This is a genomic window from Corynebacterium sp. HMSC056E09, from assembly GCF_001813425.1.
GTDB lineage: Bacteria > Actinomycetota > Actinomycetes > Mycobacteriales > Mycobacteriaceae > Corynebacterium > Corynebacterium hesseae.
The window spans coordinates 254751-280481 of record NZ_KV812490.1; the positions used below are offsets into that span (position 1 = coordinate 254751).

General features: G+C 60.8%; 25 protein-coding genes. 17 read left to right on the plus strand and 8 right to left on the minus strand.

Annotation, left to right across the window (positions count from 1 at the left end):
- Positions 1 to 116: 116 nt before the first annotated feature.
- Both HMPREF2912_RS04135 and HMPREF2912_RS04140 read right to left on the minus strand, forming a co-directional pair.
- On the minus strand, positions 117 to 1505 hold the full coding sequence (locus HMPREF2912_RS04135; RefSeq protein ID WP_070683353.1) for a protein adenylyltransferase SelO family protein: 1389 nt from the start codon (positions 1503 to 1505) through the stop codon (positions 117 to 119).
- Positions 1502 to 2314 carry a PhzF family phenazine biosynthesis protein gene (locus tag HMPREF2912_RS04140; RefSeq protein ID WP_070683355.1) on the minus strand — a complete coding sequence of 271 codons (813 nt, stop codon included), beginning with the start codon at positions 2312 to 2314 and terminating at the stop codon, positions 1502 to 1504. Before HMPREF2912_RS04140 ends, HMPREF2912_RS04135 begins: the two co-directional genes overlap by 4 nt.
- A 51-nt stretch (positions 2315 to 2365) precedes the next feature.
- Here HMPREF2912_RS04140 and HMPREF2912_RS04145 point away from each other — a divergent pair, with 51 nt between their 5' ends.
- Positions 2366 to 3679, plus strand: a complete 1314-nt coding sequence (locus HMPREF2912_RS04145; RefSeq protein WP_210396365.1) for a DUF4921 family protein — start codon at positions 2366 to 2368, stop codon at positions 3677 to 3679.
- A 10-nt stretch (positions 3680 to 3689) separates the two neighbouring features.
- Here the strand turns inward: HMPREF2912_RS04145 and HMPREF2912_RS04150 are convergent, their stop codons facing one another.
- Both HMPREF2912_RS04150 and yaaA read right to left on the minus strand, forming a co-directional pair.
- Positions 3690 to 4814 carry an ATP-binding protein gene (locus HMPREF2912_RS04150; RefSeq protein WP_070520090.1) on the minus strand — a complete coding sequence of 375 codons (1125 nt, stop codon included), beginning with the start codon at positions 4812 to 4814 and terminating at the stop codon, positions 3690 to 3692.
- A 77-nt stretch (positions 4815 to 4891) separates the two neighbouring features.
- Positions 4892 to 5614, minus strand: coding sequence for a peroxide stress protein YaaA (gene yaaA / locus HMPREF2912_RS04155; protein ID WP_070683357.1), 723 nt, complete (start codon positions 5612 to 5614; stop codon positions 4892 to 4894).
- A gap of 32 nt (positions 5615 to 5646) precedes the next feature.
- Between yaaA and HMPREF2912_RS04160 the strand changes: the two genes are divergently transcribed.
- Both HMPREF2912_RS04160 and HMPREF2912_RS04165 read left to right on the plus strand, forming a co-directional pair.
- Positions 5647 to 7416, plus strand: coding sequence for a proline--tRNA ligase (locus HMPREF2912_RS04160; RefSeq protein ID WP_070683359.1), 1770 nt, complete (start codon positions 5647 to 5649; stop codon positions 7414 to 7416).
- 27 nt (positions 7417 to 7443) lie between these two features.
- Positions 7444 to 7839, plus strand: coding sequence for a DoxX family protein (locus HMPREF2912_RS04165; RefSeq protein ID WP_070533133.1), 396 nt, complete (start codon positions 7444 to 7446; stop codon positions 7837 to 7839).
- 30 nt (positions 7840 to 7869) lie between these two features.
- Here the strand turns inward: HMPREF2912_RS04165 and HMPREF2912_RS04170 are convergent, their stop codons facing one another.
- Complete coding sequence (locus tag HMPREF2912_RS04170; RefSeq protein WP_070683361.1) at positions 7870 to 8724, minus strand: hypothetical protein; 855 nt, start codon at positions 8722 to 8724, stop codon at positions 7870 to 7872.
- Positions 8725 to 8761: 37 nt separating this feature from the next.
- On the opposite strand from HMPREF2912_RS04170, the gene rimP reads away from it, so the two are divergent.
- The 9 genes from rimP to HMPREF2912_RS04210 all read left to right on the plus strand — a co-directional run bounded on the left by rimP (position 8762) and on the right by HMPREF2912_RS04210 (position 18041).
- Entirely contained in the window at positions 8762 to 9328 is a 567-nt protein-coding gene (gene rimP, locus HMPREF2912_RS04175; RefSeq protein WP_070533129.1) for a ribosome maturation factor RimP, read from the plus strand.
- A gap of 3 nt (positions 9329 to 9331) precedes the next feature.
- Positions 9332 to 10348 carry a transcription termination factor NusA gene (gene nusA, locus HMPREF2912_RS04180; RefSeq protein WP_070533127.1) on the plus strand — a complete coding sequence of 339 codons (1017 nt, stop codon included), beginning with the start codon at positions 9332 to 9334 and terminating at the stop codon, positions 10346 to 10348.
- A 120-nt stretch (positions 10349 to 10468) separates the two neighbouring features.
- Positions 10469 to 10804, plus strand: coding sequence for a YlxR family protein (locus HMPREF2912_RS12575; RefSeq protein WP_083304493.1), 336 nt, complete (start codon positions 10469 to 10471; stop codon positions 10802 to 10804).
- Positions 10805 to 10913: 109 nt separating this feature from the next.
- Positions 10914 to 13652, plus strand: a complete 2739-nt coding sequence (gene infB, locus HMPREF2912_RS04185) for a translation initiation factor IF-2 (RefSeq protein ID WP_070683364.1) — start codon at positions 10914 to 10916, stop codon at positions 13650 to 13652.
- A 150-nt stretch (positions 13653 to 13802) separates the two neighbouring features.
- On the plus strand, positions 13803 to 14246 hold the full coding sequence (gene rbfA, locus HMPREF2912_RS04190) for a 30S ribosome-binding factor RbfA (RefSeq protein WP_070520108.1): 444 nt from the start codon (positions 13803 to 13805) through the stop codon (positions 14244 to 14246).
- Positions 14247 to 15209: a DHH family phosphoesterase gene (locus HMPREF2912_RS04195; RefSeq protein WP_070520110.1), complete on the plus strand. Its 963-nt coding sequence runs from the start codon at positions 14247 to 14249 to the stop codon at positions 15207 to 15209.
- The gene (locus HMPREF2912_RS04200; RefSeq protein WP_070596915.1) at positions 15210 to 16508 is read left to right on the plus strand and encodes an MATE family efflux transporter; all 1299 of its coding nucleotides are present in this window, start codon (positions 15210 to 15212) and stop codon (positions 16506 to 16508) included. It begins immediately after the preceding gene.
- Between the two features lie 44 nt (positions 16509 to 16552).
- Positions 16553 to 17374 (plus strand): metallophosphoesterase family protein, encoded by an 822-nt coding sequence (locus HMPREF2912_RS04205; protein WP_070520114.1) that lies wholly within the window; start codon positions 16553 to 16555, stop codon positions 17372 to 17374.
- Entirely contained in the window at positions 17367 to 18041 is a 675-nt protein-coding gene (locus HMPREF2912_RS04210; protein ID WP_070683366.1) for a 4'-phosphopantetheinyl transferase family protein, read from the plus strand. Before HMPREF2912_RS04205 ends, HMPREF2912_RS04210 begins: the two co-directional genes overlap by 8 nt.
- On the opposite strand, the gene truB is transcribed toward HMPREF2912_RS04210, so the two are convergent.
- Positions 18038 to 18931, minus strand: a complete 894-nt coding sequence (gene truB / locus HMPREF2912_RS04215) for a tRNA pseudouridine(55) synthase TruB (protein WP_070683368.1) — start codon at positions 18929 to 18931, stop codon at positions 18038 to 18040. The two genes, HMPREF2912_RS04210 and truB, sit on opposite strands and share 4 nt — an antisense overlap.
- 37 nt (positions 18932 to 18968) lie before the next feature.
- On the opposite strand from truB, the gene HMPREF2912_RS04220 reads away from it, so the two are divergent.
- The 5 genes from HMPREF2912_RS04220 to HMPREF2912_RS12845 all read left to right on the plus strand — a co-directional run bounded on the left by HMPREF2912_RS04220 (position 18969) and on the right by HMPREF2912_RS12845 (position 24187).
- Positions 18969 to 19949: a bifunctional riboflavin kinase/FAD synthetase gene (locus HMPREF2912_RS04220; protein WP_070683370.1), complete on the plus strand. Its 981-nt coding sequence runs from the start codon at positions 18969 to 18971 to the stop codon at positions 19947 to 19949.
- Complete coding sequence (locus HMPREF2912_RS04225; RefSeq protein ID WP_070683372.1) at positions 19950 to 20867, plus strand: nucleoside hydrolase; 918 nt, start codon at positions 19950 to 19952, stop codon at positions 20865 to 20867. It begins immediately after the preceding gene.
- Between the two features lie 80 nt (positions 20868 to 20947).
- Positions 20948 to 21217, plus strand: a complete 270-nt coding sequence (gene rpsO, locus HMPREF2912_RS04230; RefSeq protein WP_010190317.1) for a 30S ribosomal protein S15 — start codon at positions 20948 to 20950, stop codon at positions 21215 to 21217.
- Between the two features lie 141 nt (positions 21218 to 21358).
- Positions 21359 to 23629 (plus strand): polyribonucleotide nucleotidyltransferase, encoded by a 2271-nt coding sequence (locus HMPREF2912_RS04235; protein WP_070520124.1) that lies wholly within the window; start codon positions 21359 to 21361, stop codon positions 23627 to 23629.
- 372 nt (positions 23630 to 24001) lie between these two features.
- Positions 24002 to 24187: a hypothetical protein gene (locus HMPREF2912_RS12845; protein WP_141752575.1), complete on the plus strand. Its 186-nt coding sequence runs from the start codon at positions 24002 to 24004 to the stop codon at positions 24185 to 24187.
- Here HMPREF2912_RS12845 and HMPREF2912_RS04240 read toward each other — a convergent pair.
- Positions 24177 to 24566 (minus strand): VOC family protein, encoded by a 390-nt coding sequence (locus HMPREF2912_RS04240; protein WP_070520126.1) that lies wholly within the window; start codon positions 24564 to 24566, stop codon positions 24177 to 24179. The genes HMPREF2912_RS12845 and HMPREF2912_RS04240 overlap by 11 nt on opposite strands.
- Positions 24567 to 24823: 257 nt before the next feature.
- Positions 24824 to 25731 (minus strand): HNH endonuclease signature motif containing protein (locus HMPREF2912_RS04245; RefSeq protein WP_070683374.1); only part of this gene is annotated, 908 nt, incomplete at its 5' end.

Consider the following 25731-nt stretch of genomic DNA (forward strand, 5'->3'; position numbering starts at 1 on the left):
CCCGAGAAACCGACTGGGAGCGTGGCAGTGAAAGATAGAGACGCACCGCCGCCCCGAGACTCCGTTTCCTTTCCTACGGAGGCCTCGGGGCGGCGGTGTGTTTTCCTTTTCTTCTCTTACGTTCCGCAGTAGGTGAGGTAGCCTTCCGTGCCACCCGGTTGCTCGTATTCTGGCGCGGCAGTAAAGGGATGCGTGGTGGCGTGAAGCAAGCGGGGGAATTCTTCAGCATCGCTGAGTGCGGCCTCGACCAGACGCGGGCGGGGAATCACGCGGGGCACAGTTTGCTCGAGGGACTCGGCGTTGGGGCTACTAGCACGGTAGACATCAACGAAACGGGCGTCACCAAACATCTCATAGGCTACTGCCGGTTCACCCGCCGCAGCGCTGACGAGACTGCGGTTGGCTTGTGTGAGATCCGGAGCGGACTGTGCAAGGGCCGCACTATAGTCCTGGAAGAGCTCATCGGGAATCTGCAAACGGCTCGCGGCTTCGCGGCGGCGCGCCTTTTCATAGCGCTCGCCAAAGGAATTGATGGCCTCCTGAGCCCAGGTGAGGGCGGCGTTGGGGGAGACGTCGAAAAGCGGCAGCAGTGATTCCGCCAACCGCGCTAGGTTCCATCCCAGCATGTCGGGCTGGCGCCCAAAGCGGTAGCGCCCCTGCGTATCGATGGAGCTAAACCAGGTATTGAGGTCATAGCTCTCCAAGAACGCGCACGGCCCGTAGTCAATCGTCTCACCCGATAGCGTGGTGTTATCGGTGTTCATCACGCCGTGGATGAAACCCACCTGCATCCACCCGGCAACCGTCGCTGCCTGTGCGTCCATGACGCGGGTAAACAGCTCCCGGTAGTCGGCGCCAGGGTAGTGGCGTTCACTGGTGTAATCGGCGAGCTGTTGGAGCAGTCCGGGCACCTGCGAGTGCGCGGCGAAGTGGAAGGAGCCGACACGAATGTGGCTCGCGGCAACGCGTACAAGCACGCCTGCTTCCTCCACCATCTGCCGTTGGATCGGGCGGCCGGTGGCAATGACCGCCAGCGACCGCGTGGTGGGCACACCGAGGGCATGCATCGATTCGGAGAAGAGGTACTCACGCAGCATTGAGCGCAGCGTGCCACGCCCGTCAGAGCCATAACGTGAGTAGGGCGTCAGCCCCGTTCCCTTGGCATGCAGATCCCAGAGTCCCGTGGGATTGTGTGTTGTAGTTGGGCCGGTGACTTCGCCCAAGAGAAGGGCGCGTCCATCACCCATTGCTGGGTTGTACTGGCCGAATTGGAAGCCGGCATAGGCCATTGCGTGGGGAGTAATTGGTCCGCGGCCTAGAAGGAATGCTAGTCCGGCTTCGCTGCGCAACCAGTCCGGATCGAGTCCTAATTCGGCGGCTAGGTGCTCATTGAGAATTAGGATTCGTGGCGCTGGCTGTTCTTCCCCGCGGCTCGCTGAGACCATGTGGGGCAGGCGTTGTGCAAAATCATTGTGCAGCTCGAAGGGGAGGGAATGATCAGTCATCCCTGGGACTCCAGGGTTCCGCGAACGCGTACGTGGACGTTGCCGCCGACCCAGATGTCTTCGCCATCGTCATCGATATAGACGCGGCCATTGCGTCCTACCTGGCCGCCCTGTGCAGCGGTATAGCGGGCAGGTACAACGCCCTTGGCGCGGAGGAATTGGGCCGCTCCGCCGTTGAAAGAACCTGTGACGGGATCCTCGAATTGCCCGGTGATGGCGCGGACTTCGTATGCCGGATCTTCGGCTTCGGTGAGGCCGACCACGCCTACCTTGACGCCCGGGGTGGGCTTGGGGTTAAGCCCGCGCACGGCCTCGGCAGACTCGAGTTGGACTAGGCGCCAGCCAGGACCGTTGTCCACCCAGCCGGAGTCAACGATGCTCTCTTGGCCGATTCCGAGGACAGCTGCCGCTTCGGCCTGCTCCGCGTCGTTGAGCGCCCCGTCACGCACCAAGGGCGGGGTAGCGAAGGCGAAGCGGCCCTCTTCCTGGCGTACGGTGACCAACCCAACTCCGCATTCCTGAATCAGGGTGCCGTTCTTTCCGAGCAGTTCCGCCGCCACGCGCGCGCTGCCCAGCGTCGGGTGGCCGGCGAAAGGAAACTCCTCGTACGGGGTAAAAATCCTCACTCGGTAGTCTGCACGTGGATCCGTAGGCGAGCACAGGAAGGTTGTCTCCGAAAAGTTTGTCCAGTGTGCGATGCGCTGCATCTCTTCGGTGCTCAAGCCGTCGGCATCCGCCACCACAGCAAGGGGATTTCCCGTAAACGGCCCAGTGGCAAAGACATCTACTTCAAAGAATCGGTGCTGCATGAGGCTTAAGTCTAGTCGCACCGGTGAGCAGGGAGGTCTACGCTGGGCTGCATGAGCGAAGCACTCTTTAGCCGCGTCGAACCTATCCAGACCATGGCGGATGGGACCGTCAAACAGGTCAACCCTTTCTCCGGAACGGAGGTGTGGACGGTGCCGGGACGTGGAAACCGTCCGCTCTCGCGTCCAGCGAAGGATCCGCAGCCCCTGACGGCCGACGCCTTGACGCACAGCTGTGCTTTTTGCTCCGGGCGCATGCTGGACACCCCGCCGGAAAAGTCCCGCATCCTGGCCTCGGGGGAGATCCAGCGCGGGCTCCTTCCGCACGAGCTGGACACAACCCAGCCGGTGTTTCGCCGGGTTCCTAACCTTTTTGAGATCGTGTCTTATGACTACTGGCATGAGAACTATGGCTTCACCATGGACCCAGACCTAGCTCAGCACAAGGAGAAATATGAAGCCGATGAGGCCGGGCGCCTGCACGTACTCAACGTGGTGCGCACCAAGCTCAAGGCGGCGGGCAAGGACGCCGCGCTGGACGACGACTCCCTCCTCGCCCTCGCCGATGGCTTCTTCGGCGGTGGGCACGATGTCATCATTTCTTCGCGCCACTTCGTGGAAGGTGCGGTCGACGACAGTCAGCTGGCTTCCTCCGGCACGCTGAGCCCCGATGAGCACTTCCTGCTCACCACGTTTACTGCGGAATCAACGCGCGAGCTCTACCAGCGAAACCGCTATGCCTCTTATGTCGCCGTGTTCCAGAACTGGCTGGCACCGGCGGGCGCGTCCTTCGACCACCTGCACAAGCAGCTCGTCGCAATTGATGCTCTGGGCATGGCAGCCCAGCAAGAAAATGCGATTCTGCGCGCACACCCCAACATGTACAACGATTGGGCAGTTGGGTATGCGGCAAAGCGCAACCTCGTTATCGCAGAGAATGACTATGCGGTGCTCTTCGCTGGTTTTGGCCACAGGTATCCCACCCTGGAGATCTTCTCCAAGTCGCCCCGCTGCGAACCATGGGCACAAACACCTGGCGAAGTCCGCGGGATGTCGGATCTGATCCATGCAGCACACGCCGCAGTGGGGCCGGATGTGGCATGCAATGAAGAGTGGCACCACCGCCCACCCAGCGTGGATCTGCCGCAGCCGTGGCGCGTGATGATCAAGCTCAGGGTATCGACCTTGGCCGGCTTTGAAGGCGGCACGAAGGTCTACATCAACACCATCGATCCATGGGGCTTGCGTGATCGCGTCGTGGACGCCATGTTCCGCCTTCGTGAGCGCGGAAAGATTGCCTCCGGCATCTCTATCGCCACTGAGTGCGAGCTCAAACGCAATAGTTTGCGTTATAACCCGCTGGTGTAATCAGTAACGTTTAGTCCACGTAGGTTTGTTCGCCGCCTGCGTGAAGATAATCGCGGAGGTACGGCAGGGCGAGAGCAACCGTGCCGTGCCGTGGGGCATCGATAAGCCCCTGCTCTAGCAAACGCGCGCGCACTTCACTGAGAGACGTCGTCGTTGTCTTCAGCTCGTGAGCGATAGCGCCAGATGTGGCCGTCCCCGCCTCATCTGCGATATCAGCCAGCGCGTGAAGGTACTCAAGTTGTCGTTGGCTGAGCGCACGTACCGCAGGATCGTGCACTTGGGTTCCCATTGTCGTGATTGCCTCACCAAGAACTGCGTCGACGGTTGTTGAGGAAATGGTCGTCTCACTGGCTTGGGATGCAGCGTTCCAGGCCAAGTACCCGATGAGCTGGATGAGGAAGGGATAACCGTGGCTCGCTTCAGTAGCGCGGTCGGCGGCTTCGTCGTTGAAAGCAATCGAAGTCAAAGCTGCCGTATCTTTGAAAGCGCTGGTCGTAGCTTGCGGGTTAACAGGTCCTAGGTGAAATCTGCGGGCACGGCGCAGAAACGTTGTTCCCGGCAGGTGTAGAAGCTTGTCAACACCGGCAGTAAGCCCTGCCATCACGATGGAAACGTCGAGTTCATCGCGAACAAGATGCTGGAATGCGACTGCGATTATCTCAAGGTCATGAGGATCGGCGTCCTGAATCTCATCGATAGTAAGTAGAATTCCGCTGTCTCGGAGATGAGCGGAGAGTTCGCGCAAGCGCGATTCTAATGTTGGCACTGGTGGCGTACCAATCTCTTCAGTACCAATGCCACCGAGGCCCGCTATACGTATGTCTTTGATTCGACGGGTTGATGGAGAAGCCAGCTGGTTGATCTTTTCTGGGATGATGGAGTCGATGAGCTGAGTGACTGAATTGCTTCGACCACTGACTCGAATAACAGCCCATCCTTGTTGGGCTGCGATGTCCTCGAGCTCAGTCAACAGGACCGTTTTGCCCATCCCACGATGACCGCTAATAAGCATTGCGCGATTAGGGTTGCCAACTCCGCCGTCGAGCCCAACCGTGAAGTCATTGAGGACCGCACTGCGGCCAGCCCACTTAAGTGGGCTGGCACCAAAGGTTGGGCGAAAAGGGTTTCCAGTCATGCTGGAAGTATATAGCAGGCAGATAAATTGATAAATAGATAAATCGGCGGGCGTAGATAAATTGATAAATAGATAAATCAGACCACGAGCACCAGCTCGCTGCCGCGCAGTTCGGTGCTTATGCCCGCCTCGTGGGCTACGCGGGCGGCATCCTCGAGGGTGGAGACGCTCTCGCCCTGGAGGGCGAGTACGCGAGCGAGCTCCCCCTTGTAGTGCTTGTTGAAGTGAGAGACCACCTTGCGGGAGCCGTCCTCTTGCACTGACTCCACGCGCACCGTGGAGGCTTCTTTGAGCTTGCCCAGCTGCTGGTAGGTGCCCGAGCGCATATCGATGAGGAACTCGCCAGCGTCGACAAGCGCGCGCAGCTCATCCGTGATGGCCGTACCCCAGCGTGACTTCAGCGTGCGCCCACCCAGCTTCGTGCCACCAGAAAGACGGTAGTGCGGGATGGAGTCATCGGCGCGCAGCAACCCAAAGAGCGCATCACCCACAGCGAGGTGTTGACGCGCGGCTGGGGGAAGGGAGGGGGAATCGAGGGCGTCGTACAGCACGCCCGTAAATCGCTCAAGGGCGGGCATGGTGGGGGAGGACGCCAACTCGCGGTTGGACTCGGCTTCCCCGCGCAGCTTCTCCGAGAGCTTGAGCACCTTTTGCGCCTCGTCGAGGTCCAAAGAAGACAATTCAGCAGCGATTTCTTGGCGTATCGGATTCAGCGCGGGGAAAGAGAGCTCTTCCCAGTTGAGGGGCGCGCCGCTGCCGCCGTGTGCTTTGGTCTCAGAAGGAGGGAGGATGATCAGCATGGCTACATGCTAGCGATGTAGACTGAACAACCATGATTACACGTCTTTCTGAGCTTTTCCTCCGCACTCTTCGTGAGGATCCGGCTGATGCCGAAGTCCCCAGCCACAAGCTTCTCGTCCGCGCAGGCTATGTGCGCCGCGTCGCGCCGGGTGTGTACACCTGGTTGCCATTGGGACTGCGCGCCATGCGCAAGATCGAAGACGTTATCCGCCAGGAAATGAACGCCATCGGTGGCCAGGAGATGCTCTTCCCGGCGCTGCTGCCGCGCGATCCTTATGAGCAGTCGAACCGCTGGACGGAATACGGCGATAACTTGTTCAGGCTTAAGGATCGCAAGGGCGCGGACATGCTGCTGGGCCCGACCCATGAGGAGATGTTCGCCACCGCGGTGAAGGATATGTATTCCTCCTACAAGGACTTCCCGGTCACGCTCTACCAGATTCAGACGAAGTACCGCGATGAGGAGCGCCCGCGCGCTGGCGTGCTGCGCGGCCGCGAGTTCACCATGAAGGACTCCTATTCCTTCGACATGACGGACGAGGGGCTCGATGAGTCCTATGCCCGCCACCGCAAGGCCTACCAGAACATCTTTGACCGCCTAGAGATCGATTACGCGATCTGTAAGGCCACCTCCGGTGCGATGGGGGGCTCGGCCTCCGAGGAGTTCCTTGCCGTGTCCGAGGTGGGTGAAGATACCTTCGTCCGCGCCACGGAGGGCGATTACGCTGCCAACGTGGAAGCAGTAGTGACCCAGGCGCCGGAGGAGATTCCCTTCGACGGTCTGCCGGAGGCCCAGGAGCACGAGACTCCGAATTCCGAGACCATCGAGTCCCTGGTGGAGTGGGCTAACAGCGCCGGCATTACTGTCGACGGCCACGAGGTCACCGCCGCAGACACCCTCAAGTGCATGATGATCAAGGTGGCTGCGCCCGCGGCCGCTGAGGAAGAGAAGGAATGGGAGCTGGCCGCCGTTCTCATTCCGGGTGACCGCGAGCTGGATGAAAAGCGCCTCGAAGCGTCGCTGGAGCCAGTCGAGTTTGAGCTCGCCGGTGAAGGTGACTTCAAGAAGAATTCCTTCCTGGTCAAGGGCTACGTTGGCCCGCGTGTCCTGAATGCCCACGACGTGAAGGTTTATGCCGACCCGCGCGTAGTTTCCGGGTCGTCCTGGATTACCGGCGCGGATGCCCCGCAGCGTCACGTCGTCGGCTTGGTGGCCGGCCGTGATTTCACCGTGGATGAGTTCATCGAGGCCGCGGAGGTCAAGGAGGGTGACCCGGCGCCGAACGGTCAGGGCACTCTGACCCTGGAGCGCGGCATTGAGTTGGGCCACATCTTCCAGCTGGGCCGCAAGTACACCGAAGCATTCGACGTCCAGATTCTGGATGAGAACGGCAAGCGTGCCGTGCCGACCATGGGCTCCTATGGCATTGGTGTCACGCGCATGCTCGCCGTGCTGGCGGAGCAGCGCCACGATGAGAAGGGCCTCAACTGGCCGGTGGCCGTGGCCCCGTACCAGGTGCACGTGGCCGTGGCCAACAAGGACGCCGCTGCCCTCGAGGCCGGTCAGAAGCTGGTGGAGGACCTAGATCGCGCTGGCATCGAGGTGCTTTTCGACGACCGCCCCAAGGTCTCCCCGGGCGTGAAGTTCAAGGATGCGGAGCTGCTGGGTATGCCCTTTATCGCCATCCTGGGCCGCTCCTTCAAGGACGGCATCATTGAGTTGCGCATCCGTGGCGGCGAAACGCGTGAGGTCCCCGCAGACTCCATCGTGGACACCTTAACGGAGCTCATCCGCGGCTAGGTGCGTTAAGCGCGTAGGCTCGCGGGTATGAGTTCTCACCACCCCGCACTGGCATATTCAATGGCTGCAGCACTCTCTGCCATGGGAGTGCTGCATTTTGCTAAGCCGAAGCCCTTCGAGTCCATCATCCCGCCACAACTTCCAGGGTCGGCTCGCTTCTACAACTTCACCTCTGGCGCCTGGGAAGTGGTTACCGGTGCGCTCCTGGCGAACCCATCGACGCGGCCTGCAGGCGGCCTTTCAGCCCTAGCTTTGCTCGCCGCCGTGTGGCCGGCGAACTTCTACCAGGCCTACAGGGACTTAGAAAGCGGCAAGGCATCAACCGGCAAGAAGATCTACCACGCGGTGCGTCTGCCGTTGCAGATTCCGGTCATGCGCTATGCCTGGTCGCTGTACGCCGAAAAGAACGCCAAACGTCGGTAGCTCAGGAAAATCGAGCCCGCGAGGGAGGAATTAAGCTGCACTGATGCGGTGAGATTGGGCGGCTACAGAAATAAGCCAGCTTCGCCATTCAGCATTGGGTGCCGCTTGGTTGGGCGCCTCCTGTGAGGCGGCGAAGGCCCATGTCACCGTGTCACTATGCGCGACGTCGTCAAGGAACGCGCGCGCTGAGGCGGCGTCTACGGGCAGCTCACCGGAGGACGAGGTGTAGGCCGCTGCGGGCTGTGGCACTGGTCCGATTTTGGCTACTGCTTCTTGGAGTGCGAGGACGCGGCTCTCGTGCAGAGCGAGGCGCTCATCAACCAGCTCTTCGACGTCAGGTGTGACATAGGAACGAGCAAAGTCCAAGGCATACACCTGCTGGTATTCCCAGTCCAAGAGTTCGGTGGCGAGGTCAGCGTCACCCTCCGTCAGCTCCGGCACAGCGCCCGGTTCATCGGTGGAGCGGGCCTCCATTGCGATGGCTTGGGCGACGAGCAAGGGCCGAGATTCCGGGGAGACCGCGTCAAGCTGCTCCTCAGTCGATGAAGAAGCTGCGGCAAGCACGGCAGCCGCATCGGTGGCCTCGTGTGCTTCACCCTCACGATTCACTTCGCAGGAGCGCGGAACGTGTCCTTCCTCGTCGCGGCCGCAGAGGCGCTCAATTTCGGAGTAAAGCTCGTCTGCGTGCTGCGCGCGCAGGGACGCGGCATCGGGATCGAGTTTCTGCAGTGCGTGGGCGTCGGCGCTGGCATCGTGAGCCAGAGAGGTCAACGTAGGGTCTGCATGGGGGCCAAAATAATCCACGATCGCGTCGGTGGCTTGGCAGCCGCCCAGCCAGGGGGCGGCGCAGACTAAGAGGGTGGGCACAACTACTCGGCGGTTCACGCGATAGACCCTACCCGGGTGTCCTAGTCTAGAGCGCATGGCATTCCCAACACCCGCGCAACTAACCGAAATCCTGCAGCCTGTCGCCGCCGCGCGCGGCCTCGACATCGAGGACGTGAAGACCACTCGTGCAGGAAAGAAATCTCAGGTCATCATCCGTGTTGACGGTGACGAACGCCCAAGTTCCGATCTCATTGAGGAGCTCTCGCAGGAGATTTCGGCGCTCTTTGATGCACAGGAAGAGGCGGGCACCCTCAACTTTGGCGCGGGTTACACCCTGGAGGTGTCGACGCCGGGGGTGGACTTTCCGCTGAGTGCCCCGCGCCACTGGCGCCGCAACCAAGGGAGGCTCGTGGGCTACGCGCTCACCGAGGAACCTGGCACGACCCGCGTCGCCCGTATCGGAGCGCTGTCCGAGGATGAAGAATCCGTGGCGCTCATCACCACTGTGAAAAAGGAGGTGCGCTATCAGGTTGAGCGATTGGAAAATCTAAGCCGCGCAGTGGTAGAAATTGAATTTGCCCAACCTTCAGCCATGGAGCTGGAGGCGGCACAGCAGACGTTCGACTTCGCCGAGCAGAACTCGGCAACCCGAGAGGACTAACAAGTGAATATTGACCTAGAGGCACTTCGCACGATTCAGCGCGAGCGCGGCGTCCCGGTAAAGGACCTGCTCGAAGCGATTGCGGGTGCCCTTTTGTATTCCTACCTGGATCACCGTGCCGAGTCAGCCGAGACCAAGGCGGAAGGTACGAAGTCTCGCGTCGACATCGACGCCGATAGCGGTGCTGTCACCGTCGTCGTGACCGAGAGTGATCCGGAGACTGGAGAGGTCATCAGTGAATACGACGACACTCCCGACAACTTTGGGCGCATCGGCGCGCAGGCGGTCCGCGATGCCATCCTGCGTAAGCTGCGCGAGAATGAGGCGGAACGAACCTACGATTCCTATTCGGAGCTCACCGGAACGGTTGTGTCGGGCGTCGTCCAGCGCGATATTCACGCGAACAAGCGCGGCGTCGTCGTGGTGCAGCTGGGTACCGAACACGACTCGCAGGATGCTTTCCTGCTGCCCGCCGAGCAGCTGCCGGGGGAGAAGCTCGAGCATGGCGACCGCGTTAAGGCCTACGTCGTGGGCGTGAACCGCACCGGAGCCAAGGTGCAGATCACGTTGTCGCGCACTCACCCTGAGCTGGTGCGTGGCCTGTTCGAGCTGGAGGTCCCAGAGGTTGCTGATGGCTCGGTTGAGCTCATTGCTATTGCCCGCGAGGCTGGCCACCGCTCGAAGGTATCCGTGCGCGGTCACGTTAAGGGGCTCAATGCCAAGGGCGCGTGCATCGGCCCGAAGGGTTCGCGCGTGAGCAACGTGATGCGTGAACTTGGTGGTGAGAAGATTGACATCATCGATTTCAACGAAGATCCTGCCGTCTATGTGGGCAACGCTCTTGCTCCGTCAAAGGTCGTGCGCGTAGAGATCCTCGACTCGGAGGCGCAAGTGGCCAAGGTGACTGTGCCGGATTACCAGCTCTCGCTCGCAATCGGTAAGGAAGGCCAGAATGCCCGCCTCGCGGCGCGCCTGACTGGATGGAAGATTGATATTCACTCTGATGCCGCTCGCGATTAGCTTTCCGACGGGCCTGCGGTGGGATTAAAGGTTTGGCCCGTTTTCGCGTAGAGTAGACAACGGCCCACATGCAGGAATGCTGTGGCGCAGGAATAGTGGCGATACGACGTAAGGAGTTGGATGTCTCAAGGACAGCGGCTCCGCACGTGTATTGCTACGCGTCAAAAGCATCCCGACACGGAACTGCTCAGGGTGGTCGCCGATAGGGACGATCCTTCAGGACGCCGTGTTGTTCCGGATCCAGGCCGCCGCCTTCCCGGGAGGGGAGCGTGGATTAGACCGGATCTGGAAGCAGTAGAGCTGGCGGAGCGAACCCGTGCCTTCAGGCGCGCGCTCCGATTGTCCACAGACGTGGACACAGGTCACGTACGTGAGTACCTCGCTGCTCAGCAGCAGGTGCAGTCGGCGGGCAATCGCCCGTGCGGCCCAGAGTTAAAAAGGAAGACCGAACACTGATGAGCGCACAACGATGAAGCAGCATCAGCGATGAAAGTCCATAGCCATTAACTAGGGGTCAAGCCGTGTTCCGCGGCCTTGGCTCCTAGAAAGATTAAAGAGGAGACAAGTGCCCGGAAAGCTACGCGTACACGAGTTGGCAAAGCAGCTCGGTGTAACCAGCAAGGAACTGCTCGCCACGCTGAAGGAACAAGGCGAGTTCGTCAAGACCGCATCCTCGACCATCGAACCGCCGGTGATCAAGAAGATGCGCGCACACTATGAAGCAAAGGGTGGCAACGACAAGCCCGCAGACAAGAACACGTCTGCAGCCACCCCTGCTTCCGCTGCCAAGAAATCTGCTGCCAAGAAGACTGCAGAGAAGAAGCCGGCAGAAACGAAGCCAGCAGCCACACCAAAACCTGGCCCCAAGCCAGGTGGTGCCCCGAAGCCAGGTGCTGCTCCGACGCAGAGCGGCGCCCCCAAGCCGGGTGCCGCTCCCAAGCCGGGCGGTGCCCCGAAGCCGGGCGGCGCTCCAAAGCCCGGAGCACAGCGCAAGGGTGGCGAACGCGCAGTTACCCCGCGTTCTATGCCGAAGCCTGGCGGTACCCGCCGCGTGGCCAATAACCCGTTCTCCACGGGTAGCTCCAGTGATCGACCCAGCCCAGGGCCGCGCCCGGGCGGAAGCAAGGGTCAGCGCTCTGGCGGCAAGCCGGGAGATAACCGCGGCGGTAAGGGCGGCGCACGCCCGCAAGGCGATGGCAACCGTGGCGGTGGACGTCGTCCTTCGCCAGCGATGATGCCTTCGCATCCTAATCCGGCCAGCATGCCGTCGAAGGCCGCAGGTAGCGGCGGCGGCGGTCGCGGTCGTGGCGGCCGCGGTGGTGGTCCAGGCCACGGCGGTCCAGGCCACGGAGGTTTCCGTGGTGGACGCGGCGGACGCCGCGGTGGCACCGCTGGTGCATTCGGACGTCCCGGTGGCGCACCGCGTCGCGGCAAGAAGTCGAAGCGTCAGAAGCGCCATGAGTTTGAAGAGCAGCAGAAGCATGAGGTAGGCGGCGTACGCTTGCCTGATGGCGGCGGTAAGGTTGTTCGCCTTCGCCGCGGTGCTTCCCTGGCTGACTTCGCTGAGAAGATTGGTGCGGATCCCGCAGCATTGGTGCAGGCGCTCTTTAACCTCGGTGAGATGGTGACCGCTACGGCCTCCGTATCTGAGGACACCCTGCAGCTCTTGGGCTCGGAGATCAATTACGAGGTCCAGGTTGTCTCCCCTGAGGATGAGGACCGCGAGCTGCTCGAGTCCTTCGACCTGCAATTTGGTGAGGACGAGGGCGGCGAAGAAGCCCTTGAGAAGCGCCCGCCAGTCGTGACCGTGATGGGTCACGTTGACCACGGTAAGACCCGCCTTCTGGATACCATCCGTAAGACCAACGAAGGTGCGGGCGAGGCCGGCGGCATTACGCAGGGCATCGGTGCTTACCAAACCACGGTGGACGTTGAAGACGGTCCGCGAACCATCACCTTCTTGGATACCCCGGGTCACGAGGCGTTTACCGCCATGCGTGCCCGCGGTGCTAAGTCCACCGACTTGGCCATCCTGGTGGTTGCTGCTGATGACGGCGTGATGCCGCAGACCATCGAGGCAATCAACCACGCGAAGGCAGCGGATATCCCTGTGGTCGTCGCGGTTAACAAGATTGATAAGCCGGAAGCTTCCCCGGACAAGATTCGTGGTCAGCTCACTGAGTACGGACTTGTTCCGGAGGAGTACGGCGGCGACACGATGTTCGTGGATATTTCTGCGAAGAACAACATCAACATCGACGACCTGCTCGAGGCTGTCATCCTGACCGCGGACGCTTCCCTAGAGCTCACCGCTAACCCGGACATGGACGCGCAGGGCTCTGCCATCGAGGCTCACCTCGACCGCGGTCGAGGCCCGGTGGCTACGGTCATCATCCAGCGCGGTACGCTGCGCATCGGTGATTCCATCGTGGTCGGCGATGCCCATGGCCGCGTGCGTCGTATGCTCGATGAATTCGGTAACGATGTGGAAGAAGCCGGTCCGTCCCGCCCGGTCCAGGTGCAGGGTCTCAATGGCGTACCAGGTGCCGGCGATAACCTCTTGGTTGTTGAGGACGACCGCGTGGCTCGCCAGATTGCAGCACAGCGCGATGCCCGCAAGCGTTCCGCTCTGCAGGCGAAGGCGCGCAAGCGCGTCTCCCTCGAGGATCTGGATGCAGTGCTCAAGGAAACCTCGACGCTCAACCTCATCCTTAAGGGCGACAACGCCGGTTCCGTCGAGGCACTGGAAGACGCCCTCTTGGATATCGAGGTCGACGACGAGGTACAGCTCAACATCATCGACCGTGGTGTTGGTGCGGTGACGCAGACTAACGTCACCTTGGCTGCTGCCTCCGACGCCGTCATCATCGCCTTCAACGTCCGCGCTGAGGGTAAGGCAACTGAGGAAGCTAACGCTGAGGGCGTTGATATCCGCTACTACACGGTGATTTACCGTGCTATCGAAGAGGTCGAGGCAGCGCTGAAGGGCATGCTCAAGCCCATCTACGAGGAGCGCGACACCGGTGCAGCGGAGATCCGCGCGCTGTTCAAGTCCTCCGCGGTCGGCACCATTGCCGGTTGTATGGTTACCGAGGGCAAGGTCAAGCGCAACGGCAAGGTGCGCCTCGTGCGCGACGGAAACGTCATTACCTCCGATGCCAAGATCGAGTCCCTGCGCCACGAGAAGGATGACGCCAACGAGATTAATGCCGGCTATGAGTGCGGTATGGTTCTGTCCTACCCGGATATCCAGGTAGGCGATATCATTCAGGCCTTCGAAGAAGTCGAGGTCCCGCGCGACTAGCCGCACCTGAGTTCTTCACTCAGTAACAGAGCTCAGATACTAAAGCCCAGCCAGTAAATATTCTGGCTGGGCTTTAGTCGTTTCGGCCGAACGGCGGCGAATCGGTATCCTAGACTAGTTGCCAGTAACCGTACGCAAAGGAGCTTCACCATGGTTGATCACGCACGCGCCGCACGCATGGCTAAGCGCATTCAGACAATCGTTGCGAGTGCGATTGAACGCCAGATTAAGGATCGCCGCCTTGAACTGGTTACCATCACAGATGCCCGCGTTACGGGTGACCTGCATGATGCCACCGTGTATTACACGGTGCGCGGAACGGATATTGATTCCGAGCCGAATTTTGACCAGGCGGCCGAAGCTCTCACAAGGGCCAAGGGCCAATTGCGCAAGATCGTGGGTGATGAGCTGTCCGTTCGCTTTACCCCGACGTTGTCTTTTGAGCTCGATACCGTCCCTGAAGCCTCCGCTCACATGGAGGATGTGCTTGCACGCGCACGTGCACGCGATGCAGAACTGGCCAAGCTGAAGGAAGGCGCGAAGCCGGCTGGGGATGCGAACCCGTATAAGACCTCGGATGAGGAAGAAGACTAAGTGTCACGAACCAACTACGAAGCCGCAGTTGATGCGCTGGTCCAGGCCAGCAGCATTTGCATCATTACCCACTTGCGCCCTGACGCCGACGCCGTTGGCTCTGCGGCCGCCCTCACCTTGGCGCTTCGTCAGCGCGGTAAGCAGACCCGCACCGTGATTGGCCAGCGCCGAGACATTTCCGCCAACCTGTTTTCCATTCCCACCGTGGATGAAATCGAGTTGGTGGATGAGCTCCCGCAGGGCTATGACCTTTATGTCACTGTGGACTGCGGATCGATCGACCGGACTGGGTCGGTAGCACGGGGCATTGAGGAGATGGCGGCCGTTGGGCGCGTCCTGTGCATCGATCACCACGCTTCTAACGATGGCTTTGGTGCGATCAATGTTGTGGATCCGGTATGTGAGTCCACCACGGTGGTGTTGCTCGATATCTTAGATAGGCTGTCCATTCAGATTGATCGCGTCATCGCGCACTGTCTGTACGCCGGGCTAGTGACCGACACAGGTAACTTCCGGTGGGGCCGCCCAGCGATGCACGATATTGCCGCGCGCCTGATGCTCTATGGGCTTGATACCAAGCAGATCGCGTTGGAGCTTATGGACGCCAGCACCGCCGATGACCTGCAGATGATCGGTCGCGTCCTCTCGGGCCTCAGGATCGAAGCAGCAGGAGAGCACCGCCTCGCTGTCCTCTTCGTGCCGCATGAGGAAGTCAGTACGCACGCAGATTCCGCGATCGAGTCCTTCGTCGACTATGTCCGCGCCCTGAAAGGCACAGACATCGGGGTTGTGTTCAAGGAACAGGCCCCTGAAGTGTGGGCGGTGTCTCTGCGCTCCTCAGCAGTGAACTGTGCCGAGGTGGCCCTCACCTTTGGCGGAGGAGGCCATATTCCAGCCGCCGGCTATACCGCGCACGGCACGCCTGAGGAGGTTATTGCGCAGCTGGTAGGTGTGTTGTCTTAAATGGCTTCCGAGCAACCCGTCAAGGTTTCTGCGGCGGAAGTCTTCCGCCTTGCCGTGCCCGCTTTGGGTGTCTTAGCGGCCATGCCGCTGTATTTGCTTCTGGACACCGCGGTAGTGGGACGGTTGGGCGCGCAGGATCTGGCCTCGCTGGGGGCTGCGGCCACGATCCATTCGGTGGTCACTACCCAGCTGACCTTCTTGTCCTATGGCACAACCGCGCGTGCTTCGCGTTTGTTCGGTGCAGGCAAACGTGAGGAAGCTGTAGCCGAAGGCGTTCAGGCCACGTGGGTTGCGGTCGGCGTCGGCCTGGTCCTAGCGGTCCTTATGTGGCTCTTCGCCGGGGTCTTTGCCTCCTGGTTGACCGGCAACCCCGAAACAGCGAAGGGGACCGCACAGTGGCTGCGCATCGCCGCCATCGCGATTCCCTTTACCCTCATCACGATGGCTGGTAACGGTTGGATGCGAGGCGTACAAGACACCCGCAAGCCCTTGTATTTCACACTTGCCGGTATGATTCCTGGCGCTAGTGCAGTGCCTATTTTCGTGCACTTGTGGGGGCTGCAGGGGTCAGCCTTAGCCACGGTGTTGGGGATGGGAATCATCGCGGCATTCTTCCTCAGGGAACTGCGCCGCGAGCATACCGGCTCGTGGGAAGTCCGCTGGCGCGTCGTACGCCGGCAGCTCGTGCTGGGGCGCGATCTCATTGTGCGCTCGTTGAGTTTCCAAGTGGCCTTTTTATCCGCAGCAGCTGTGGCTTCGCGCATCGGAACCGCACAACTGGCCGCGCATCAAATCTTGATGCAGTTGTGGAACTTCTTGTCCCTTGTGCTGGATTCACTGGCAATTGCCGCCCAGGCCTTGACCGGCGCGGCACTGGGTGCAGGCTCAGCGCGCTACGCCCGCACGGTGGGTACTAAGGTGACGCTCTATTCGACGTCCTTCTCCCTTGGACTTGCTGTGATTCTTGCGCTTGGTTCCGGGATCATCCCGCGGATCTTCACCACGAGCCCGGAAGTCCTCGAGGTGATCTCCGGACCTTGGTGGGTTATGACTTTCCTCGTCATCATCGGCGGGGTGGTCTTCGCCTTGGACGGCGTTCTCCTCGGCGCTGGGGATGCAGCTTTTCTTCGCACGCTGACCTTGGCGGCGGTACTTCTAGGCTTCCTTCCCGGCGTCTGGTTGGCTTTTGCTCTTGGCACCGGGCTTAGCGGAGTATGGGGCGGGATCGCCGCGTTCATCTTCATCCGCATGGTAGGCGTCGTCTGGCGCTTTCGCTCGATGCGGTGGGCGCGGGTCTAAGCCTGTGGTAGAAGTAGAGGGAGTGTTCGTGTGAAGGAGGCATTATGACCACTCTGTGGGCCGTCTCCGATCTCCACGCGGCGGTGCGAGTCAACGGTGAGCGCATCGATGAACTCGTACCGCCGAATCCCCATGACTGGTTGATCGTCGCAGGGGACGTCGCCGAGCGCATTGACCTAGTGATCAACACCTTGGCGCGGCTGAAGAACCGCTATGCCACCGTCATTTGGGTGCCCGGCAACCATGAGCTGTTTTCTCGGGGACAGGACGCATTTAAGGGGCGCGCAAAATACGACCGGCTTGTTGAAGGCTGCCGTGAGATCGGCGTGATTACCCCAGAGGATCCTTATCCGGTCTTCGGAGGGGTGACCGTCGTCCCGCTGTTTACGCTGTACGATTACAGCTTTCGCCCGCCGGGGACCACGGTCGAACAAGAGCTTGCGAGCGCAAAGCAAAAGCAAATCGTCATGACCGATGAATTCGCCATTGCCCCCTTCGTCGATGTGCGTGCTTGGTGCTGGGACCGGCTGGCCTATTCAATTAAGCGCCTGTCCCGGGTGGAAGGGGAGACCGTCCTCATCAATCACTGGCCATTGGTCCAGGAGCCGACCCTCTACTTGCGCTGGCCCGAAGTGGCCTTGTGGTGCGGTACCCGCCACACGCGTTCGTGGCCGCGGCGCTACAACGCCAAAGCCGTGGTCTATGGGCATCTTCACATGCCAAACCGAGCCAATATCGACGGTGTGGACCACATCGAGGTTTCGCTAGGGTATCCGCGTGAATGGCAGGCACACGGTGGCCTCCAGCAGTGGCCGTATCCGGTGCTCACCATCGATGAGACGACGGGGAGGGCCGAGCATGCTTGAGCCTTCCCTCTTCCCAGAGTCTGCGCGCTACTGCTACGTGCGCACGGAAGAGTCGATGACTAATCTCCTCAATTTCCATCACCTATCCCCTGAGGAGCGCGCTGTGGTCTCGCAGGCCGTGGACGTCCGCAAGTCGGAATTTGGGGATGCCCGCTGGTGCGCTCACCGCGCGCTGAAGGAGCTTAACTACACCGGCGACGAACCTATTCTGCGCGGTGAGCGGGGCATGCCGCTGTGGCCGGAAGGCTACACGGGATCGATGACGCACACCGAGGGGTTGCGCGCAGCGGTGGCAGCGCCCACCACACACGTGCGCTCGATGGGACTCGACGCCGAGCCAGCGGAGCCCTTGCCGGAACACGTGTTGACGATGATCGCCCGGCCAGGGGAGATGCCGCAGTTGTCCCGCCTCCGCGCGGCGGGCATCTCCTGCCCGGACCGCCTGTTGTTTTGTGCGAAGGAAGCCACCTACAAGACGTGGTTCCCCATGACGCGGCGGTGGCTCGATTTCGATCAGGCCGAAATTGACTTGCGCCTCGACGGAACTTTAGTCTCCTACCTCCTAGCGCGACCGACCCCGGTGCCGTTCATTACCGGCCACTGGATCATTCGGGACGGCTATGTCATCGTCGCCGCCGCCGTCCCGGCGCTCAACTTTGAGAACTAAAGAGTGGAGGGGCGAGCGACAAAAACCGTGGCCAGGCGCTTGCCCTTCTCTTTGATTAGGGCGACGGATCGGCCCTGCGGATCGACGGCCGCGTAGGTGCCTTTCAACCCACGCGGCTCCAGCCACTTACCCATGGCCAAGGCCTGAGCCTCGTCATCGGTGACCTCCAAGACCGGATAGCTACGAGCGAGCGCCTCGTCGAGGCTCAAGGACAGCCTCGGGGAGGTCTCGAGGGCGTCGAGGGGGAGGGCGTCGTCAAGCGTAAAAGGCCCTACCTCCGTGCGGCGCAGCGCGGTGAGATGCCCGCCGACGCCAAGCGCTTCCCCCAAATCCCGAGCCAGCGAGCGGATGTAGGTGCCTGAAGAACAGGCCACCGACACGTCCAGATCAATGAACTCTCCGGTGCGCCGCGTATCGAGGATATCGAAGCGGCTGACCGTTACCGGGCGAGCTGGAATCTCAACCTCTTCGCCCGCCCGCACCCGTTCGTGGGCACGCTTGCCATCGATTTTGATCGCGGACACCGCTGCCGGACGCTGCATAATATCGCCGGTCAAGGCATCAACTTCCTGCGCAATGGCTGAATCTTCCACAGCGGTTGCCGGTTCGCCCCACGTGCTTTCCCCCTCCGCGTCGTCGGTGTGGGTCGCCATGCCGAGGCGAATCGTCGCGTCGTAAGCCTTGGTAGAGGCCACCATGTGGGCGAGGAACTTGGTGCCGCGCTCAATGCCCACGATGAGCACCCCCGTGGCCATGGGATCTAGCGTGCCTGCGTGCCCCACCTTGCGGGTGTGGAAGAAGCGCCGCAGTTTTCCCACGACATCGTGCGAGGTCATGCCGGCGGGCTTGTCGACGACCACGAGGCCAGAACGTTCGAGCGGATCAGTCATGCCCTGCAGTCTAGGGCACCGTCTGCTGTGGGATAGCATGGTGCCCGTGGATATTTGGTACGGAATCGATAGCATCCCCGCTGACCTCGGTCCGACGTCGGTGACAATTGGCGTCTTCGACGGCCTGCACCGCGGCCACCAGCAGCTCGTGACGAAGGCCGTCGAGCACGCGCGCGAACACGGTCATAGTGCGGTCATGGTGACCTTCGATCCGCACCCAGTTTCGGTGTTCCTTCCGGAGCGCGCGCCGTTGTCCGTCATTACATTTGAGCGCCGCATGCAACTGGCGGAAGAAATGGGCATCGAGGCCGTGCTCGTCATCGACTTTACTGAGGAGCTCCGGGGCGTCGAGCCGCGCGAGTACGTGACGGACCTCCTTGTGGGGCGCTTGCATGCGGAACACGTCGTGGTGGGGGAGAACTTCACCTTTGGCGCGGGCGCGGCTGGTACGGCGGCGGCGCTGGCGGAGTTCGGAGCCGAGTTCGGCTTCGGCGTTGACATCGTGCCCTTGCTTGACGACGACGGCGAGCGCATCTGCTCCACCAACATCCGCGCCGCTCTTGCCAAGGGCGATATTGCACGCGCGAATTGGGCGCTGGGCCGTCATTTCACGGTGACTGGGCCCGTCGTGCGTGGTGCGGGGCGCGGCGGAAAGGAACTTGGTTTCCCGACCGCCAACCAGTACTTCCCGGAATCCGTTGCCATCCCAGCCGATGGCGTCTACGCGGGCTGGTTCGTGGTCGAGCCCACCGGCGCCCCTTTGGAAGGAGACATGGAACCCGGCGTTCCTTATCCAGCGGCCATTTCGGTGGGCACGAACCCCACCTTCGGCGACGAGGAGCGCTCTGTGGAGTCCTTCGTGCTGGACCGCGACGCCGACCTCTACGGCCACGAGGCCACCGTGCATTTTGTCGATCACGTGCGCGACATGGAGAAATTCAACTCCGTTGAGGAGCTCCTAGCGGCTATGGAGCGCGACGTCGCCCGAGTTCGTGAGATTCTTGCCCGTGAGGCCTAAATGAAGATCATCCTCGACCTCGACACAGGAATCGACGACGCCCTCGCGCTCGCCTATGCCGTTGCGCACCCTGACCTCGAGCTGATCGGGGTCACCGGCACCTATGGCAACGTGCCGGTGGCCTTGGGAGTGCGCAACTCGCTGGCGTTGCTCGAGCTTCTCGACGCCTCGGACGTCCCCGTCTTTTCCGGCCCGACGCGGCCGGGCTTTAGCGTGGCTCCCATTTCGGCGTTCATTCATGGACGCAATGGCCTCGGCGAGGTTCTCTTGCCTCCGCCGCGGCGCAAAGCCTACGAGGATGCGGTGGGCTTTCTTGTCCGTTCGGTCCGCGAGCATGGCGAGGACCTGGTTATAGTGCCGACGGGGCCGTCGACAAGCATTGCAGCCGCCATGCGCGAGGACCCGGACTTTGCCCGCAACGCCCGCATCGTCATGATGGGCGGCGCGCTAACCGTGCCCGGAAACGTCACTCCTTATGCCGAGGCCAACGTCTTCCAAGATCCCCAAGCCACGGACTATGTCTTCCGTCATGCACAGAACCTCACGATGGTGGGGCTCGACGTCACGTTGCGCACGTTGCTCACCAGGGAGCATACGAAGCAGTGGCGAGGCACGCGGACGGGCCGGATCTACGCGGACATCGTGGACTACTACATCCGCGCCTACAAAACGACGTCTCCGCACCTCGGCGGTTGTGGGCTCCACGATCCCTTGGCGGTGGCAGTGGCAGCGGATCCTTCGCTGGTCACATGCCTCGACCTCAATCTGCGGTGTGAGGAGAACGGACGCACCATCGGTGACCCTGAGCGCCTAAACAATCCCACCACCCGCGTGGCCGTTGCTGTCGACGACGCGCGCTTCGTCGAGGATTTGATGTCGAAGCTGGGCAGCCTCTATACTTCTACTTCGGCTTGCTGACTGCGGTCCACAGTAGTCACGGGCAGCGTCTTTCAGGCGCAACATTTCATGTGGACTGAAATACAATAGGAGATTTTTCCATGGCTTTGAGCACCGAGAAGAAGGCTGAAATCCTCAAGGAGTACGGCCTGCACGAGACCGACACCGGTTCCCCGGAGGCACAGGTTGCGCTGCTGACTTCCCGCATCAACAACCTGACCGAGCACCTCAAGGATCACAAGCACGATCACCACTCCCGTCGTGGTCTGCTGCTCATGGTTGGTCGCCGTCGTGGCCTGCTGAAGTACCTGGCCGCTAACGACGTTGACCGTTACCGCGACCTGATTTCTCGTCTGGGTCTGCGCCGCTAAGCGCTCGACTTTTTAGCCCCCGCACCAAGTGTGCGGGGGTTTTCTTGTCCCATCTGCTAAAATCCTTGGGCGTTGTCAGAAAACATCGAAGAAGAGGCGGCACCGAAGATCGCCATGACAGCTCCAAGGAGAGTTTCATACATGAGCGCTAAGAACGCTAAGAATCAAACGAACAACTCCGTCGAGTTCGCAATCGACGAGGACTACGGCATTACCGAGGCCATCGCCACCCTGGATAACGGCGATTTCGGCACCCGTACTATCCGTTTTGAGACGGGCCAGCTTGCCCGACAGGCTGGTGGCTCCGTGACCACCTACCTGGACGAGGACACTATGCTGCTGTCCACGACCACCGCTTCCAACCAGCCGCGTGAGGGCTTCGACTTCTTCCCGCTGACCGTGGATGTGGAAGAGCGCATGTACGCCGCGGGTAAGATCCCGGGCTCCTTCTTCCGCCGCGAGGGCCGTCCCTCTACCGAGGCGATTTTGGCTTGCCGCCTCATTGACCGTCCGCTGCGTCCGACCTTCGTGAAGGGGTTGCGCAACGAGGTTCAGGTCGTTGTCACGGTCCTCTCCATGGACCCGGAGGAGTACTACGACGTCGTTGCCATCAACGGCGCTTCTGCCTCCACTCAGCTCTCCGGTCTGCCGGTTTCTGGCCCGGTGGGTGGCGTGCGCATGGCATTGATTGCCGATGACAAGCACCCGAAGGGACAGTGGGTGGCCTTCCCGAACAACGAGCAGCACGAGCGTGCTCTCTTCGAGATGGTCGTTGCCGGCCGCATCGTGAAGAAGGGCCGCAAGGACGACGTCGCCATCATGATGGTGGAGGCGGGTGCCGGCGTGAACGTGGCCGAGCGCATCAAGGAAGGTGCCCCGGCTCCGCAGGAATCCACCGTGGCTGAGGGCCTTGAGGCTGCCAAGCCTTTCATTAAGACCCTGTGCGAAGCGCAGGCAGGCCTGGCCGAGCGCGCCGCCAAGGAGACCCAGGAATTCCCGCTCTTCCCGGCCTATGGGGATGATGTCTACGCTGCTGTCGAAAAGGCTGCCTCCAAGAAGCTGGAGAAGCTGCTTACTATCCCGGGCAAGCAGGACCGCGACGATGCTACCAATGACTACATGGAGCAGGTTGAGGCACAGCTCATCGAGGACTTTGATGACCTCGATGAGGCCGATGCCTCCAAGCAGATCCGCAATGCTTTCAACGCCGTGATGAAGGCCATCGTCCGCAACAAGATCCTCACTGAAGGGTTCCGCATCGATGGCCGCGGCGTCACCGATATCCGCGACCTCGGCGTTGAGGTCGATCTCGTTCCGCGCGCCCATGGTTCCTCCCTCTTTGAGCGTGGCGAGACCCAGATTCTGGGTGTGACCACCCTGGACATGCTGAAGATGGAGCAGCAGATCGACTCCCTGACCCCAGTGGAGTCCAAGCGCTACATGCACCACTACAACTTCCCGCCGTATTCCACCGGTGAGACCGGCCGTGTGGGCTCCCCGAAGCGCCGCGAAATCGGCCACGGTGCTCTGGCTGAGCGTGCCTTGCTGCCGGTTATCCCGTCCCGCGAGGATTTCCCTTATGCCATCCGCCAGGTTTCTGAGGCCCTCGGCTCCAACGGTTCCACCTCCATGGGTTCCGTCTGTGCATCCACCCTGTCCCTCTACAACGCGGGCGTTCCGCTGAAGGCACCGGTGGCAGGTATCGCCATGGGCCTTGTTTCCGGTGAGGTCAATGGCAAGGAAAAGTTCGTGGCGCTCACCGATATTCTCGGCGCTGAGGACGCTTTCGGCGATATGGACTTCAAGGTCGCCGGCACCTCCGAGTTCATCACTGCACTGCAGCTGGATACCAAATTGGACGGCATTCCTTCGCACGTGCTTGCCGACGCCCTCGAGCAAGCCCGCGACGCCCGTGCCGCCATCCTTGACACCATGGCTGAGGTCATCGAAGGCCCTGATGAGATGTCTGGCCTGGCTCCGCGCATTACCTCTGTGACCATTCCGGTGAACAAGATTGGTGAGCTCATTGGCCCGAAGGGCAAGACCATCAACGCCATCACCGAGGAGACCGGTGCCGATGTCTCCATTGAGGAAGACGGCACGGTGTATATCTCTGCCGCTACCGGCGAAGCCGCTGAGGCAGCCATTGAGCGAGTAAATGGCATCGCTAACCCGCAGCTACCCAAGGTTGGCGAGCGTTTCCTTGGCACCGTAGTTAAGACCGTGGCCTTTGGTGCCTTCGTCTCCCTGACCCCGGGCCGCGATGGCTTGGTGCACATCTCGAAGCTGGGCGGCGACGAGCGCATCGAAAAGGTCGAGGACGTCGTCAACGTTGGTGACAAGATCCAGGTTGAAATCGCGGACATTGATAACCGCGGCAAGATTTCCCTGGTTCCGGTTGAGGAGGACTAATCCTCAGATCGCCTAGGAACTACTAGGACGAGGGCCCTGCCACCCAGCTCTTAAGTAGCTGAGGCAGGGCCCTTAGCGTTGCTGCGGCCGCTATTCTTGGAAATCGAGTACCAAGCGCTAGGGGTGCTCAAGGAAAGTCGCCGAATACGGCGTCTTCTTGTTCAGGCCAATGACCAGTTGGGTTTGTGCCTCGAATGAGGTGGTGTATACGACTTCGCTCACCACGCCGGCACCAGGTGTATTTCCCGGCTTCATATATTTTTCTTCAAGCTGGGGAGTGGAAGGCCACGGGGTGCCTTCGATTCCCAGGTTGAGAAAAGCGCTTCCTTAAAAGCAGCGGCATTGGCTACCTGCCGGGAAGGAGGTGCTTGCGTGTCACTGGACTGCTGCGGTGCATCGGCGGTGCCTGTGCTCGACGGAATCGTGCTGACCAGCGGCGCCGGTAAAGTATCCGCGACGCGATCCGCGCATCCGCCCAGCGGCATGATACATACAGCGGTGATGATTGCGACGATGGAAGCGGAAGAAACTAGGCGCGACAATTTCGCTATCTCTTAAGCTGTACCAGTTGGATGAGGTTTCCTACGGTGTCATCGAAGACAGCGATGATAGAGGGGCCGACGTCGGTGGGCTCCATAGTGAAATCCACGCCCTTTTCAGTGAGCTCCCTATATTCCTTCTCCACGTCTGCGGACAAGAACTGGGTGGCAGGAATGCCATCGGCCTTGAGCGCTGCTGCGTAGTCCTTGGACGCCGGGTGGGCCTTTGGCTCGAGGAGGGGCTCCGTATTTCCCTGACCTTCAGCATTGGTCACCGTGAGCCATCGAAAGTCTCCGTGGGTCACATCGACCTTGACTCGAAAGCCGAGCGTATTGACATAGAAGTCGTGCGCGCGAGCAACGTCATCGACAGGTACTGAAGCAATGTAGATCTGCATTCGCCCCATATAAACGAGCATGACGAAACCACGCCGACGGCCCTGCCTGCAGCAGGGGAGACCTGACTAGGGCTGAGTGATACAGTCGTCGTTCTTTTCGACGGTGGGTGTGTTCTTGGGTTCTTGTCCTTTCGGTTGTTTGGAGTGGTGTCGTCGTTTGATTCGACGAGGGCTAGGCCCCTGTTCTTCGTCATCGTCGTCGTTTGAATCGACGGGTGTTTTCGCCTTTTTCGTCGTTTGATTCGACGACCCAGGTTTTAGAAGGGGATGTCCTCGTCGCCGGTGTTGGTGTTGGTTTGGGTTTCGGCTTTGGTTTCGGCCTTGGCTTTGGCTTGTTGTTGTGCGTGGTAGTCGTCGAGTTCTTGTTTGAGCTGTTGGGCTTCTTCACGCACGCGTTTTCTGGTGGCGGTGATGTGTTGGGCTACGGTTTGTGCCCACCGTTTTTGCTTGGGCGCCAGGGGTCCTTCTGCTTCGTTGATGGTCCAGGTACCGTCAGCGAAAAGCCAGATAACATCCCCACTGTAGGGGTCCAGCAAGTATTTGAGGGTGCCATCGGTTTTCATGTTGTGATGTCCTTGGCATAAACATGCCAGGTTCTTCGGGTGTGTTGGCCCGCCTTCAGCCCAGTTATGTCGGTGGTCTAACTGGGTGAGGAAAGCTGGTTTGTTGCATCCGCCGACTCGGCAGGTCCCGTCGCGGCCTTCGACGTGTTTGCGCATGACAACACCTGGTTGGTAGCCGTCTGCTTCGGCTACCTCGCCGGTTAAATCCCGGGTTTTATCATGCGGCATGGGCGTTTGGCGCCAGCCGAAGCCTTCGATGAAGGTCGGGGCATCATCTATATCGCAGGCTTGGTAGGTGTGTAAGACTACGGTGGCTGGTGGCTCAATCTCACCGGAAAGCAGTTTTTTGACAGCATCCGGAATCGTCAGATCATGCTTGGCAGCGGTGTGGTGGATGAAGGCATCGAGTTTAATGCCGGTATCTTCAGTAACTTGGAGTTCTAGCCAGGCGGAGGTTCCGTTGGAGGAGAAGCGGTAGGCATCCTTGGGGCGGGTGTCGCGATATGCGATGGAATCATCCAGGGTTTTACATATATCGCGGACTTTGCGTCTGATTTGGCTGCGGGTGGGAAAAGCCTGATTCGCCTTAGTGGGGGTGAAGA